Origin of the sequence: Streptomyces sp. NPDC050287, assembly GCF_044459385.1 — a bacterium.
Lineage (GTDB): Bacteria > Actinomycetota > Actinomycetes > Streptomycetales > Streptomycetaceae > Streptomyces.
In genome coordinates this window covers 1047721-1061436 of the sequence record NZ_JBITIY010000002.1, presented here as the reverse complement: position 1 = coordinate 1061436, position 13716 = coordinate 1047721, and the positions used below count along the sequence as shown (strand labels likewise).

Annotated in this window: 14 protein-coding genes and 1 pseudogene; 5 read left to right on the top strand and 10 right to left on the bottom strand. The window is 70.3% G+C overall.

Annotated elements, in window-relative coordinates:
- Window positions 1-11 precede the first annotated feature (11 nt).
- The 4 genes from ACIBK3_RS10220 to ACIBK3_RS10205 all read right to left on the bottom strand — a co-directional run bounded on the left by ACIBK3_RS10220 (window position 12) and on the right by ACIBK3_RS10205 (window position 4622).
- Entirely contained in the window at window positions 12-2627 is a 2616-nt protein-coding gene (locus ACIBK3_RS10220) for an ATP-binding protein (protein ID WP_399363800.1), read from the bottom strand.
- Between the two features lie 266 nt (window positions 2628-2893).
- On the bottom strand, window positions 2894-3217 hold the full coding sequence (locus ACIBK3_RS10215; RefSeq protein WP_031040714.1) for an STAS domain-containing protein: 324 nt from the start codon (window positions 3215-3217) through the stop codon (window positions 2894-2896).
- A 204-nt stretch (window positions 3218-3421) separates the two neighbouring features.
- Entirely contained in the window at window positions 3422-4270 is an 849-nt protein-coding gene (locus ACIBK3_RS10210; protein WP_399363798.1) for a 3-hydroxyacyl-CoA dehydrogenase family protein, read from the bottom strand.
- A gap of 148 nt (window positions 4271-4418) precedes the next feature.
- On the bottom strand, window positions 4419-4622 hold the full coding sequence (locus ACIBK3_RS10205) for a hypothetical protein (RefSeq protein ID WP_399363796.1): 204 nt from the start codon (window positions 4620-4622) through the stop codon (window positions 4419-4421).
- 37 nt (window positions 4623-4659) lie between these two features.
- On the opposite strand from ACIBK3_RS10205, the pseudogene ACIBK3_RS10200 reads away from it, so the two are divergent.
- Window positions 4660-4839 (top strand): annotated as a pseudogene (locus tag ACIBK3_RS10200) (ABC transporter permease); the annotation flags it as partial.
- A gap of 13 nt (window positions 4840-4852) precedes the next feature.
- Window positions 4853-5425, top strand: coding sequence for a cob(I)yrinic acid a,c-diamide adenosyltransferase (locus ACIBK3_RS10195; RefSeq protein ID WP_399363794.1), 573 nt, complete (start codon window positions 4853-4855; stop codon window positions 5423-5425).
- A 21-nt stretch (window positions 5426-5446) separates the two neighbouring features.
- Here the strand turns inward: ACIBK3_RS10195 and ACIBK3_RS10190 are convergent, their stop codons facing one another.
- Window positions 5447-5638 (bottom strand): DUF5708 family protein, encoded by a 192-nt coding sequence (locus ACIBK3_RS10190; protein ID WP_399363792.1) that lies wholly within the window; start codon window positions 5636-5638, stop codon window positions 5447-5449.
- Window positions 5635-6222 carry a hypothetical protein gene (locus tag ACIBK3_RS10185; RefSeq protein WP_399363790.1) on the bottom strand — a complete coding sequence of 196 codons (588 nt, stop codon included), beginning with the start codon at window positions 6220-6222 and terminating at the stop codon, window positions 5635-5637. Before ACIBK3_RS10185 ends, ACIBK3_RS10190 begins: the two co-directional genes overlap by 4 nt.
- Window positions 6223-6373: 151 nt before the next feature.
- Between ACIBK3_RS10185 and ACIBK3_RS10180 the strand changes: the two genes are divergently transcribed.
- The 3 genes from ACIBK3_RS10180 to ACIBK3_RS10170 all read left to right on the top strand — a co-directional run bounded on the left by ACIBK3_RS10180 (window position 6374) and on the right by ACIBK3_RS10170 (window position 10246).
- Entirely contained in the window at window positions 6374-7606 is a 1233-nt protein-coding gene (locus ACIBK3_RS10180; RefSeq protein ID WP_399363787.1) for a sensor histidine kinase, read from the top strand.
- Between the two features lie 36 nt (window positions 7607-7642).
- Window positions 7643-8284, top strand: a complete 642-nt coding sequence (locus ACIBK3_RS10175; RefSeq protein ID WP_399363785.1) for a response regulator — start codon at window positions 7643-7645, stop codon at window positions 8282-8284.
- 123 nt (window positions 8285-8407) lie between these two features.
- A complete protein-coding gene (locus ACIBK3_RS10170) occupies window positions 8408-10246 on the top strand; it encodes a glycosyl hydrolase family 18 protein (RefSeq protein ID WP_399363783.1) in 1839 nt (612 codons plus the stop codon).
- A gap of 29 nt (window positions 10247-10275) precedes the next feature.
- Here ACIBK3_RS10170 and ACIBK3_RS10165 read toward each other — a convergent pair whose 3' ends face one another.
- From ACIBK3_RS10165 to ACIBK3_RS10150, 4 genes are all read right to left on the bottom strand, one after another.
- Window positions 10276-10722 (bottom strand): DUF2550 domain-containing protein, encoded by a 447-nt coding sequence (locus tag ACIBK3_RS10165; protein ID WP_399363781.1) that lies wholly within the window; start codon window positions 10720-10722, stop codon window positions 10276-10278.
- 139 nt (window positions 10723-10861) lie between these two features.
- Window positions 10862-11239 carry a F0F1 ATP synthase subunit epsilon gene (locus tag ACIBK3_RS10160; protein WP_030929143.1) on the bottom strand — a complete coding sequence of 126 codons (378 nt, stop codon included), beginning with the start codon at window positions 11237-11239 and terminating at the stop codon, window positions 10862-10864.
- A 110-nt stretch (window positions 11240-11349) separates the two neighbouring features.
- Window positions 11350-12786 (bottom strand): F0F1 ATP synthase subunit beta, encoded by a 1437-nt coding sequence (gene atpD / locus ACIBK3_RS10155; protein ID WP_399363779.1) that lies wholly within the window; start codon window positions 12784-12786, stop codon window positions 11350-11352.
- Window positions 12786-13703 carry a F0F1 ATP synthase subunit gamma gene (locus tag ACIBK3_RS10150; RefSeq protein WP_399363777.1) on the bottom strand — a complete coding sequence of 306 codons (918 nt, stop codon included), beginning with the start codon at window positions 13701-13703 and terminating at the stop codon, window positions 12786-12788. Before ACIBK3_RS10150 ends, atpD begins: the two co-directional genes overlap by 1 nt.
- Window positions 13704-13716 lie beyond the last annotated feature (13 nt).

Genomic DNA, 13716 nt, shown 5'->3' with positions numbered 1-13716 from the left:
GGGACGGTACGTCAGATCACCGGCGCCGAACCGCTCGGTGAGCCCGCCTCGCTGCTCTGCGGGGCGCTCGCCGAGCTGCTGGTCTGCACGGGGGCGCTGGAGGACGCCGGGCCGCTGGCCGAGTTGGAGGTCTCCGGGGAGGTCGGCGTCGGGTTCGTGGGCGAGTCGGTCGGAGTATCCGTGGGGGTGTCGGTCGGCGGGTCGGTGGGATTGGTCGGGGGATCCGTCGGCGGCTTCGACGTGGACGTGGGCGGCTTGGACGAGGACGGCGGCTTCGAAGACGCGGGCGGCTTGGACGGGCCGTGCGACGGGCCGCTGCTCGGCCGTTTCGTCCCGCTCGGCTCGTCGGACGGCCTCGCCTGGTCCGTCGGCGTCGGGTCGTCGGACGTACCGAGCGTGCCGTCGGGGCCCGGGTCGGTCGGCCGGCTGGTCACCGTGCTGGGATTGTTCTTGCCGTCGTCGTTCTTCGGTTCGTCGGCGCTCAGGCTGCCGTCGTCCACGCCTTGGCTGGCGGACGGGTTGGGGCCCACCTGGTTGGACGGGGGTTTGGCGTCGTTGTCGGAAGTGGCGCCGAGCGTCACCACCGTGCCCAGTACGGCCGCCAGCAGCGCGCCCGCGCCCGCCGCCACGAGATTGCGCCGGGCCAGGCCCCTGAGGCCGCCGCGCGCCTTGTGCGTCGACGAAGTCGGCCCGGTGGGCCGGGAGGAGGCGGACGCGGCGGACGGCGAGCGGTAGGTGACCAGCGTGCCGCTGTCCGAGGGCGGTTGGAGCGCGGGGACCGCGGGGAACGCAGCCGGGACGCCGCCCGGGGGCGACTGGGACTCCTCGGACCGCGCGTCGGGCACCTCCTCCCCCGCTCTGGCGCCGAGGTCGGGCAGCAGGGCCAGGCCGGGGGTGTCGCCGGAGCGGTCGGCGACTAGGGCGAGGGCGCGGCGGCCGGCGACGGTGCCGCGCTTGTCGGCGAGGGCGCCGCGCAGGCCGATGGAGGCCTCCAGTTCGGAACGGGCCCGGCCGAGCTGTCCGCCGCACAGTGCGAGGATGCCGAGTTCGTGGTGGAAGTAGGCCTGTTCGGCGACCTCTCCGGCGAGCCGGGAGGCCTCCGCGCCGGAGCGCAGCGCCCGTTCCCAGGCGCTCCAGTGACCGCCCGCGGCGAACGCCGGTGCCGCCGTGCGGGCCAGCCGCACCCCGGGGCTCTCCTCGTCCTCGGCGGGCGGAGTCGTCGTCGGGAGGAGGGCGGTGAGGGCGGCGAGCAGGGCGTCCGCCTCGGCGCACACCCGCTCCGGAGTGACCGAGGGGTGTCCGGCCCACCAGGTGTAGTGCTGGGCGGCGGTGAGGGCGCGGGCCTCGGCCTCGTCGCCGTATCCGGCGGACTCCAGCTGGGCCTGGACGCCGGCGCCGAGCCGGTAGCGGGAGCCGACCGGGGAGACCAGTCCGCAGTCGGCCAGTTCGCCGAGCGCGGCGTCCGCGTGGGTGTCGCCGACGAGGGCGGGCAGATGCGCCTGGTGGGGCACCTCTCCGCCGAGGGCGACGGCGAACCGCAGGGTGGCGCGCGCCGATTCGCTGAGCCGGGCGGCGAGCAGCGGGGCGGGCGCGGCGGCCTCGCCGAGTGAGGGCAGCGGGACGTTCTCGGTCTCGTCCGGGTCGACGGGTACGTCGGGTGCGTCGGCCGGGAAGGCGTCCGCGAAGACTCCGAACTCGTCGACGGCATCGGCGCCCGCGCGGAGCCGGTCGCGCTGCCGCAGCAGGGCTCCGGCCTGGACGAAGCGCAGCGGCAGCCCCTCGGACTCGAACCAGAGGTCGCCTGCCCAGTTGGACTCCTCCTCGGTGAGCGTCCGGCCGACCGCGCGTTCCAGGACTGCCACTCCGTCGGCGCGTTCCAGGCCGCTGAGGAAGACCTCTTCGAGGACGGAATCGGCGGACGGGGCCGGCACGTCGGGCGTGGCCGCGATGAGGAAGGCGCACTCGGGTGTGGCGCCCAGCAGGTCGTCGAGGGCGGCCCCGCCGAACTCGATGTCGTCGAGGACGACGACCGCGCCGATCTCCCGGACATGGCCGAGCAGTTCGTCCTGGTCCGGGCGGTGCAGGGGCGCGTTGTGGACGGCGTAGAAGAGGTCGTACAGCAGGTCGCTCGCGGTGCGGCGGAAGCCGCTGAGGCGGATGACGCCGTCGGGTGCGAGGTCCGCGCAGTCCTCGGCGACGACGTCGAGGAGGCTGGTGCGGCCGGAACCGGCCGGGCCGGTGAGCCGGACGGAGCGCCCGCGGGCGAGCAGCCGTACCAGGCGTTCGCGTTCGTCCTGGCGGGCCAGGAGCGGCAGTTCGGGCCGGGGCAGGCCGGGTGGGACCGGCGGTCTGGCGGCGCGGGCCACCTCGGCGCGTTCGGCGGTGCTGAGCTTCTCGAGCCGGCCGGGGCGTTCTCCGGGCGGGCAGAGCTCTATCTCGCTGCCATCGACGGGATTGACGGTGAGCAGGTAGTCGCCCGTGACGAGTTGCACCGTGCGGGCCAGTGCCGGCGCGTGCGAGGCGAAGTCGGGTGTGAGGGAGTCCCTGGGCGGACGCGGGCGCGGCGCAGCACCGTCACCGTCAGCGTCGTGGCCGTACTCCTCGGGTTCCCGGTTGTTCGGGTCCATAGGTTCAAGCCCCCCAAAAGCGTCGTGTGCCAGCTCCGGCCCCTCCCGGCCTGTTGCACACCGCGCTGTCGCTTCTGGTCCGGGCCCGCTCGAGGGTTTTCTGCCGGCGGGCGACCGAACCCTAAACCTTCGCACAGTATCTACGACAGCCCGGGGTACCGCGCCGTCCGAGACATCACAGTCTCATGAGGATTGCGCGCGTCGTACGTTTCCTCGTACAACCGGAAGGATAGCCTCCGCCCGTCGGCCCCCACCCGTGCCGGGGGTCACACCCGAGGCAGGGACTCCACCCCGATGCCGCCCTCGATCGCCAGGATGCGGTGCAGCCTGGTGGCGACGAGCAGGCGCTGCATCTGCGGCGGTACGTCGCGCAGGACCAGGCGCCGGCCGCAGCGGCCGGCCCGTCGGTGCGCCCCCATGATCACCCCGAGTCCGGTGGCGTCCCAGGAGTCCAGCTCGGACAGGTCCAGTACCAGATCGCCGACTCCGTCGTCGACGGCCGAGTGCAGGACCGTACGGGCGTCCGCCGCGCTGCGGACGTCGAGGCGGCCCCCGACGACCAGCTCGGCGTGGTCGCCCCTGATGTACATATGCGCTCCCCTGTGCCTGCGTGCCGTGCTCCGCGAATGTGTTGCCTTGCTGTGTGCCAGGTGATGCAACTTCTGACGCTGTTCGACCCTCAGAGGTTGCCGTCCGTAAGCGAACCGATACCGAATTCACCCGGGCGTGTGAAGCACCAGGGGCGTGTGCGGTTCCGGAGGTGTCAGTGCTTGTCAGTGCTTGTCAGTGCTTTCTCAGTGCTTGTAGAAGCCCTGCCCGCTCTTGCGTCCGATGTCACCGGCATCCACCATCCGGCGCATCAGCTCCGGCGGGGCGAACTTCTCGTCCTGCGACTCGGTGTAGATGTTGCCGGTGGCGTGCAGCAGGATGTCGACGCCGGTCAGGTCCGCCGTGGCGAGCGGACCCATCGCGTGCCCGAAGCCCAGTTTGCAGGCGAGGTCGATGTCCTCGGCGGTGGCCACGCCGGACTCGTAGAGCTTGGCGGCCTCGACGACGAGCGCCGAGATGAGCCGGGTGGTCACGAAGCCGGCCACGTCCCGGTTGACGACGATGCAGGTCTTGCCGACGGATTCGGCGAACTCCCGCGCGGTGGCGAGGGTTTCGTCGCTCGTCTTGTAGCCGCGGACGAGTTCGCACAGCTGCATCATCGGGACCGGCGAGAAGAAGTGCGTGCCGACGACGCGCTCCGGGCGCTCCGTCACGGCCGCGATCTTGGTGATCGGGATCGCGGAGGTGTTGGAGGCGAGGACGGCGTCGCCACGGACGATCTTGTCGAGGGCGCGGAAGATCTCGTGCTTGACTTCGAGCTTCTCGAAGACCGCCTCGACGACGATGTCCGCGTCGGCGGCGGCGTCCAGGTCGGTGGTCGCGGTGATCCGGGCGAGGGCGGCGTCGGCGTCGTGCGCCTCCAGCTTGCCCTTGCCGACGAACTTGTCGTACGAGGCCTTGATGCCGTCGGTGCCCCGCCTCAGCGCCTCGTCGGTCACGTCGCGCAGGACGACGTCCCAGCCCGCCTGCGCGGAGACCTGAGCGATACCGGAACCCATCAGGCCGGCGCCGATGACGGCAAGCTTCCGTGCCACTGTGCGACTCCCCTTTGATGACTGCACACGAGCGCTCACACGCTGTTTACGAATGCCTCTCGGGCGGACCCTAGCGCTCGTGAGGGGCGCTGTGACCGCTAAGTAACGCGCGTCACGTCTCGTCTGACGGACATCACACCAGCACGGGTCACGGGAGGCTTCGTACGGCGTAGTTGAGCACCTTCTCGCTCAACGGCTCCTCGATGCCGCCGAGAAGCACGAGCACCTCTCGTGATACTTCGTCCGGATTGCGTCCGTCCACCATCTCACGACGGACGGCGACGAACACGGTCTGGCGGGTCCAACAGATCTGAGCGGCCATCAGGGTGGCAGCGGTCGTGGGAACCGGCACCGCTCTCCTCGCGGAGGTCGCCGCCAGGGGGTCCTGGATCGCCCTGGGCCCGCTCTGCCGCTTCATGCCGTTCCGCCGTCCGGTGGACGCGATGCGGGACGCGTACGTGGGCTCGTACACCACGACCACCATGCGGTACGGCGTCCTGGTGGCCGTCGGGCTCGCCGCGCTGTCCGTGACAGTGGGCACACGGGTCTTCCGGACGGCCGGAGCGTAATTAGTCTGACCTCATGGTCAATCTGACGCGCATCTACACGAAGACCGGCGACACGGGCACCACCAACCTCGGTGACATGAGCCGGGTCGCCAAGACCGATCTGCGGATCTCCGCGTACGCCGACGTCAACGAGGCGAACGCGGTGATCGGTACGGCGATCGCGCTGGGCAACCTGGACGAGACGATCGTCAAGGTCCTCACCCGCGTCCAGAACGACCTGTTCGACGTGGGCGCGGACCTGTCGACGCCGGTGGTGGAGAAGCCGGAGTTCCCGCCGCTGAGGGTCGAGCAGTTCTACATCGACAAGCTGGAGGCGGACTGCGACCACTTCAACGAGCAGCTGGAGAAACTCCGCTCCTTCATCCTCCCCGGCGGCACCCCGGGCGCGGCCCTGCTCCACCAGGCCTGCACGGTCGTACGGCGGGCCGAGCGCTCCACCTGGGCAGCGCTTGAGGCCCACGGCGAGACGATGAACCCGCTCACCGCGACCTACCTCAACCGCCTGTCCGACCTGTTGTTCATCCTGGCGCGGACGGCGAACAAGGAGGTCGGGGACGTGCTGTGGGTGCCGGGCGGGGAACGGTAGGGCGACCGGAAGCGGGGAGCGTCAGCGCGACCGGGAGCGTGCCGCCCGGGTCAGGCCGAGGGCGACGAGCGCGCCGCCGACCCACATCATCACCACACCGACCTTCGTCAACGTGACGACCGGGACCTCCACTCCTTGGGTGAACAGCCACAGCAACAGGCCGGCCGTGAAGGTGCCGGCTCCTTCCAGCAGGTTCTGAGACGCCTGGCTCATCGGCGGGTGCTCTCCTTCGGTGACGTGAGCCGCGGCTCCCCCGCGGCGTGGGGCGGGGCCTGCTTCGGCCAGATCAGGTAGCCCAGCGCGACCAGGCCGTGGATGCCGGCGGCCCGCAGCGCCACCCACTGGAAGGCCCGCAGGGACGAGACGTCACCGTGGTCGCCGACGTACCGGACCGCCCCCTGCAGCAGCGCGCACGCCACGGCCGCGGCCAGGACCGTACGCAGCCACAGCCGGCCCTCGTGCCGGGCCCGCGCCATGCCGTACCGCGGGGGTCCCGCCGGCCTCGGCGCCCCGCCCAGGCGGTGGGCGGCGTGGCCGTCGAGCCAGCGGATCGTGCAGTGGCCGTAGCCGACCGTGCAGCCGATGTAGAGCGCGGCCAGACCGTGCTGCCAGCCCGGCTCGGCGCCGTTTCGCAGGTCGATCGCGGTCACCGTGAACAGCACCAGCTCCAGGACCGGCTCGCACAGCAGCAGGGCCACGCTCGTGCGGCGCCACTTCAGCAGGTAGCGGACAGCCAGGCCGAGGGCCAGCAGCACCCAGAACCCGACCTCGCAGGCGATGATCAACGCGACGACCACGGTTCGCTCCTCCCGGTCACCTTCCAGGCTTCCGTGCCGGGCGAGCGGCGTCGTCGTCGGCGGTGACGAACCTGCGGTACATCGAAGGATGCAGCCGCGGACCCTTCCCGGGGATCAGGCGTCCGGCGGGCGGGGCGTGTTGGATGGAGTCATGGCCCTGCGACTGCCCCGCCCGCACCGCTTCGACGCGTACATCGCGCTCGGCGGGCTCCTCGGCGGGGTGCTCCTGGTGGTCATCGGGCTGGGGGTCCGGACCTCACGCGATCCGATCACGCTGTTCGACGGCCCCTGGCCGGTCCTGGTGCCGCTGGCGGTGACGGCCGGCTGCGAGCTGTCGCGCCGGACCGCCCCGCGCGCGGCCCTGCTGACCGGCACGGTCGCGATCACCGCGGACCTCGTGACCCAGGGCAACGTGGCCACGGTGCTGATGTTCACCGACCTGGTGTACGCCGCCGTCCTGTACGGTCCGCCCGCCTCGGCCCGCCGCATCCCCTGGATCACCGGGCTGCTCACGGTGGCGGGGACGCTGGTGCCGTTCGCGGTGTGGCGGGTGCCCGAGGCGCTGCTGATCGGGGTCGCCATCGGCATCGTGTCGTTCGGGCCGGCGGCCACCGGCTGGATCGTCCGCGACCACCGTGACGCCGCCGAGGCCGCCCGGCTGCGCGCCGAACAGACCGCGCTGCTCGCCGAGATGGACCGCACCCAGGCGATCACCGCCGAACGCGCCCGGATGGCACGGGAGTTGCACGACATCGTCGCCAACCACCTGTCCGCCATCGCCATCCACTCCACCGCCGCGCTCTCCCTGGACGAGCCGGCGACCTCCCGCCAGGCGCTCGGCGTCATCCGCGAGAACAGCGTGGCTGGCCTCGCCGAGATGCGGCGGCTGATCGGCATCCTGCGTGACGGCGACAGCGAGCCGGCCGCGACACCGACCCTCGAAGGACTCCCCGCACTCGTCGAGGGTGCCCGCGCCAACGGCCTCGACGTCAGCCTCGCCATGGATGGCAGCCGCGCCCTGAATACCGGCCCCGACCGGGGCACCGGCCTCGACGCCCCTCAGTGCCCGGTGCCCGCGCCGGTCGAGTTAGCCGCGTACAGGATCGTGCAGGAGTCCCTCACCAACGCCCTCAAGCACGCAGGGCCCGGCCGCGTCACCGTGACCCTCGCCCACCAGGACGACTCGCTCACCGTCACGGTGACCAGCCCGTACGGCGACCGGGACGGGCCGCGTGCCCCCGGCTCGGGCGCCGGACTCGTCGGGATGCGGGAACGGACGGAACTGCTGGGCGGCACCTTCGGGGCCGGACCCGAGGAATCGGCCGACGGCAAGCTCTGGGCCGTACGCGCCGCGCTGCCCCTGACGGACAGAAGGATCGCATGACGCAAGGGAAGACAGCATGACGGAAAGGAAGACCGGATGATCCGCGTCCTCGTCGCCGAGGACCAGTCCGCCGTCCGCGCCGGACTCGTCCTGATCCTGCGCAGCGCCCCCGACATCGAGGTGGTCGGCGAGGCGGCGGACGGCGAGCAGGCGGTGGCACTGGCCCGCGAGCTGCGTCCCGATCTCGTCCTGATGGACATTCAGATGCCGCTTCTTGACGGGGTGTCGGCGACCCGTCAGGTCGTCGCCGAGGACCTCGCCGACGTCCTCGTGCTCACCACCTTCGATCTGGACGAGTACGTCTTCGGGGCGCTGCGGGCCGGTGCCGCCGGGTTCCTGCTGAAGAACACCGAGGCGAGGGACCTGGTGGAGGCGGTGCGCACGGTGGGCCGCGGGGAGGGGCTGATCGCCCCGGCCGTCACCCGGCGCCTGATCGCCGAGTTCGCGGCGAAGCCGGTGCGCGGGGCGAAGGCCGATCCCGCCGCGCTCGACTCCCTCACCCGCCGCGAAAGAGAGGTGCTGTCCTGCCTCGGCGAGGGGCTGTCCAACGCGGACATCGCGACCCGCCTGGAGATGGCCGAGGCGACGGTGAAGACGCACGTCAGCCGGTTGCTGGGGAAGCTGGAGCTGCGCAGTCGGGTGCAAGCGGCCGTGCTGGCACAGGAGTTGGGGATCTGACATCGCGACAGGGGTGTGGTCCAGACCTATTGACCTGTGGTCCAGACCTTTCTATTCTCGCGACACTGCGGGCCTGATGGCTCAGATCACGCCCCGACACTCCCCCATAAGGAGGCGCACAGCATGCGCTTCAGACACAGAGCCGTGGCAGGGTTCGCGAGCCTGCTGCTTCCCCTAGCCGGTCTGGCCGGGCTCGCAGGCCCCGCCCAGGCCGCGACGAGCGCCGCCACCGCCGCCACCGCCACCTACGCCAAGACCCAGGACTGGGGCTCCGGCTTCGAGGGCAAGTGGACGGTGAAGAACACCGGCACCACCGCCCTCAGTTCCTGGACCGTCGAATGGGACTTCCCCTCCGGTACGTCCGTCACCTCCGCCTGGGACGCCGACGTCACCTCCTCCGGCACCCACTGGACCGCCAGGAACAAGTCCTGGAACGGCTCCCTCGCCCCCGGCGCCTCCGTGTCCTTCGGCTTCAACGGCGCGGGCACCGGCTCCCCGTCCAACTGCAGGCTCAACGGCGGCGACTGCGACGGCGGCGGCACGGTCCCCGGTGACGCGGCCCCCTCCGCCCCCGGCAAGCCCACCGCCTCCGACATCACCGACACCTCGGTGAAGCTGTCCTGGAGCGCGGCCACGGACGACAAGGGCATCAAGAACTACGACGTGCTCCGCGACGGCACCAAGGTCGCGACCGTCACCGGCACGAGCTACACGGACACCGGCCTGAAGGCCGGCACCGACTACTCCTACGCCGTCCAGGCCCGCGACACCGCCGACCAGACCGGACCGGCCGGCGCGGCGACAGCCGTACGCACCACCGGCGGCACCACCGATCCCCCGCCGACCGGTGACAAGGTCAAGCTCGGCTACTTCACCGAGTGGGGCGTCTACGGCCGCAACTACCACGTCAAGAACCTGGTGACCTCGGGATCGGCCGCGAAGATCACGCACATCAACTACGCGTTCGGCAACGTGAAGAACGGCCAGTGCACGGTCGACGACGCCTACGCCGCCTACGACAAGGCGTACACCGCCGACCAGTCCGTCAGCGGCGCCGCCGACACCTGGGACCAGCCGCTGCGCGGCAACTTCAACCAGCTGCGCGAGCTCAAGGCCAAGTACCCGCACATCAAGGTGCTGTACTCGTTCGGCGGCTGGACCTACTCCGGCGGCTTCACTCAGGCAGCCGCCAACCCGGCCGCGTTCGCCAAGTCCTGCAAGGCCGTCGTGGAGGACCCGCGCTGGGCCGACGTCTTCGACGGTATCGACATCGACTGGGAGTACCCGAACGCCTGCGGCCTGAGCTGCGACACCTCCGGCGCCGCGGCCTTCAAGAACCTGATGCAGGCCCTGCGCACCGAATTCGGATCGAAGTACCTGGTCACCGCCGCCATCACCGCCGACGGCTCCTCCGGCGGCAAGCTCGACGCGGCCGACTACGGCGGCGCGTCGAACTACGTCGACTGGTACAACGTGATGACGTACGACTACTTCGGCGCCTTCGACGCGGACGGCCCGACCGCCCCGCACTCGCCGCTCACGTCGTACGCCGGCATCCCGGCCGCCGGCTTCAACTCCGCCGACGCCATCGCCAAGCTGAAGTCGAAGGGCGTCCCGTCCGCCAAGCTCCTGCTCGGCATCGGCTTCTACGGCCGCGGCTGGACCGGCGTCACCCAGTCCGCCCCCGGCGGCACGGCGACCGGCCCGGCACCCGGCACCTACGAGGCCGGAATCGAGGACTACAAGGTCCTGAAGAACTCGTGCCCGGCCACCGGCACCATCGCGGGCACGGCGTACGCGTACTGCGGCAGCAACTGGTGGTCGTACGACACCCCGTCGACCATCGCCGGGAAGATGAGCTGGGCCAAGAGCCAGGGCCTGGGCGGCGCGTTCTTCTGGGAGTTCAGCGGCGACACCGCGGGCGGTGAGCTGGTGAGCGCCATCAACAGCGGGCTGGGGTAAGCCCCTTGAGCGACAGCGGGTGAATGCGGCTACGCCACGTTCACCCGCTGTCCGGGCGGGGCTGCCTCCAGCCACGCGAGGAAACCGGTCAGCGCGTCCTCGCTCATGGCGAGTTCCAGGCGCGTGCCCCGGTGCAGACAGGTCAGGACGATGTGGTCGGAGATCAGCGCCAGTTCCTCTTCCCCCTCGGGGACCCGGCGGCCGGCCACCTCGATCGCGGAGCGTTCCAGGACGCGGCGCGGGCGGGGGGAGTACGAGAAGATGCGGTACCACTCGACGCGGTCGCCGTTGTAGCGGGCGACGCCGTAGCCCCAGCCCTTGCCGCTGGTGTCGGGTTTCTCGGGGACGTCCCAGCGCAGGCTGCAGTCGAAGGTGCCCCCGGAGCGCTGGATGAGCCTGCGGCGCAGGCCGAAGACGAACAGCCCCAGCACCACAAGGGCGACCACGACTCCGCACACAGTCAGAGCGAGGACCATCGACACCGACCTCCTCGTCTCCTAGGTACCGAAAATAGGTAACGGAACGGAAAAAACACCTATATCTGCCTCAGCCGCGGCCGGCTCCGGATCGCTCCGGTGCCTGCCGCGGCTGAGTGACGTCATATGCCCGCCGGGGTCAGCGCGTTGCCGTCGCCGCCCGCAGTCGGACGTCCGCACGACGTTCCGCGGAGGCGTCGCCCTCCGCCTTCGCGCGCTCGAGTTCGCGCTCCACGCGCTGGACGTCGATCTCGTCCGACAGCTCGGCGATCTCGGCCAGCAGCGACAGCTTGTTGTCGGCGAACGAGATGAAACCGCCGTGCACCGCGGCGACGACTGTTCCACCGTCACTCGTACGGATGGTCACCGGGCCCGATTCCAGCACACCGAGCAGCGGCTGGTGACCGGGCATGACGCCGATGTCGCCGGACGTGGTGCGCGCGACGACCAGGGTGGCCTCGCCGGACCAGACCTCTCGGTCGGCGGCGACCAGCGCGACGTGCAGCTCAGCAGCCAAGGTGGCTCCTCGGGTCACCACCCGGCGGGTGTGCCGGGTGTTGGTTACAAGTCTAGTAGGCATGGGAGAGGGGGCGGGACGTGCCCCGCCCCCTCAGACGAACACGGGGGTCAGGAGACGCCCAGTTCCTTCGCGTTCTTCTTCAGGTCCTCGAGACCACCGCACATGAAGAACGCCTGCTCCGGGAAGTGGTCGTAGTCGCCGTCGCAGATCGCGTTGAACGCCGCGATCGACTCCTCCAGCGGGACGTCCGACCCGTCGACGCCGGTGAACTGCTTGGCGGCGTGGGTGTTCTGGGACAGGAAGCGCTCCACGCGACGGGCACGGTGGACGACGAGCTTGTCCTCCTCGCCGAGCTCGTCGATACCGAGGATCGCGATGATGTCCTGGAGGTCCTTGTACTTCTGCAGGATCGTCTTGACGCGCATGGCGGCGTCGTAGTGGTCCTGCGCGATGTACCGCGGGTCCAGGATGCGGGACGTGGAGTCCAGCGGGTCCACGGCCGGGTAGATGCCCTTCTCGGAGATCGGACGGGAGAGCACCGTCGTCGCGTCGAGGTGGGCGAAGGTGGTGGCCGGGGCCGGGTCGGTCAGGTCGTCCGCGGGGACGTAGATCGCCTGCATCGAGGTGATCGAGTGACCGCGCGTCGAGGTGATGCGCTCCTGGAGCTGACCCATCTCGTCCGCCAGGTTCGGCTGGTAACCCACGGCGGACGGCATACGGCCGAGCAGCGTGGAGACCTCGGAACCGGCCTGGGTGAAGCGGAAGATGTTGTCGATGAAGAACAGCACGTCCTGCTTCTGGACGTCACGGAAGTACTCCGCCATCGTCAGACCGGCCAGGGCGACCCGCAGACGGGTGCCCGGGGGCTCGTCCATCTGGCCGAAGACCAGCGCGGTCTTGTCCAGGACGCCGGACTCTTCCATCTCCGCGATGAGGTCGTTGCCCTCACGGGTGCGCTCACCGACGCCCGCGAAGACGGAGACGCCCTCGTGGAGGTTGGCGACACGCATGATCATTTCCTGGATCAGCACGGTCTTGCCGACACCGGCACCACCGAACAGACCGATCTTTCCGCCCTTGACGTACGGGGTGAGAAGGTCGACGACCTTCAGGCCGGTCTCGAACATCTCGGTCTTGGACTCGAGCTGGTCGAACGCCGGGGCCTTGCGGTGGATGGACCAGCGCTCGCCCTCGTACTGCTCGTCGACGTTCAGCACCTCACCGAGGGTGTTGAACACCTTGCCCTTGGTGAAGTCGCCGACCGGGACGCTGATGCCCGAGCCGGTGTCGGTCACCGTGGCCTGGCGGACCAGACCGTCGGTGGGCTGCATCGAGATGGTGCGGACCAGGCCGTCACCCAGGTGCTGGGCGACCTCCAGGGTCAGCGTCTTCTTCTCGCCGGCCTTGGCCGGGTCGGCCACCTCGACGTGAAGGGCGTTGTAGATCTCCGGCATGGCGTCGACGGGGAATTCCACGTCGACGACCGGGCCGATGACCCGGGCGACGCGGCCCGTGGCAACGGCCGTCTCAACTGTCGTCGTCATTACCTGTCACTCCCCGCGGACGCGTCGGCCAGGGCTGCGGAGCCACCGACGATCTCGCTGATTTCCTGGGTGATTTCGGCCTGGCGGGCCGCGTTGGCAAGTCGGGAGAGCGAAGTGATCAGATCTCCCGCGTTGTCGGTCGCCGACTTCATCGCGCGGCGGGTGGCCGCGTGCTTGGAGGCGGCCGACTGGAGCAGCGCGTTGTAGATACGGCTCTCGACGTAGCGCGGCAGGAGGGCGTCGAGGACGTCCTCCGCCGAGGGCTCGAAGTCGTACAGCGGGAGGATCTCGTCCTTGCCGGCCGACTCCTCCGCGACCTCTTCGAGGCGCAGCGGCAGCAGACGACTGTCGATCGCCGTCTGCGTCATCATCGAGACGAACTCGGTGTAGACGATGTGGAGTTCGTCCACTCCACCGTCCGCCGTCTCCTTCTCGATGGCCTCGATCAGGGGAACGGCGACCTTCTTCGCGTCCGCGTACGAGGGCTCGTCGGTGAAGCCCGACCACGACTCCATGACCTTGCGCTCACGGAAGTTGTAGTGGGCCAGACCGCGGCGGCCGACGATGTACGTGTCGACCTCCTTGCCCTCCGCCTCCAGACGAGCGGTCAGCTGCTCCGCCGCCTTGATGGCGTTGGAGTTGAAGGCGCCGGCCAGACCGCGGTCGCTCGTGAGGAGCAGCACCGCGGAACGGGTCGCCGTCTCAGCCTCCGTGGTCAACGGGTGCTGGGTGTTCGAACCGGTCCCGACCGCCGTGACCGCGCGGGTGAGCTCGGTCGCGTACGGCGTGGAGGCCGCCACCTTGCGCTGCGCCTTGACGACGCGCGAGGCGGCGATCATCTCCATCGCCTTGGTGATCTTCTTGGTCGCGGTGACGGATTTGATGCGACGCTTGTAGACCCGGAGCTGGGCTCCCATGAGTCAGGTCCCT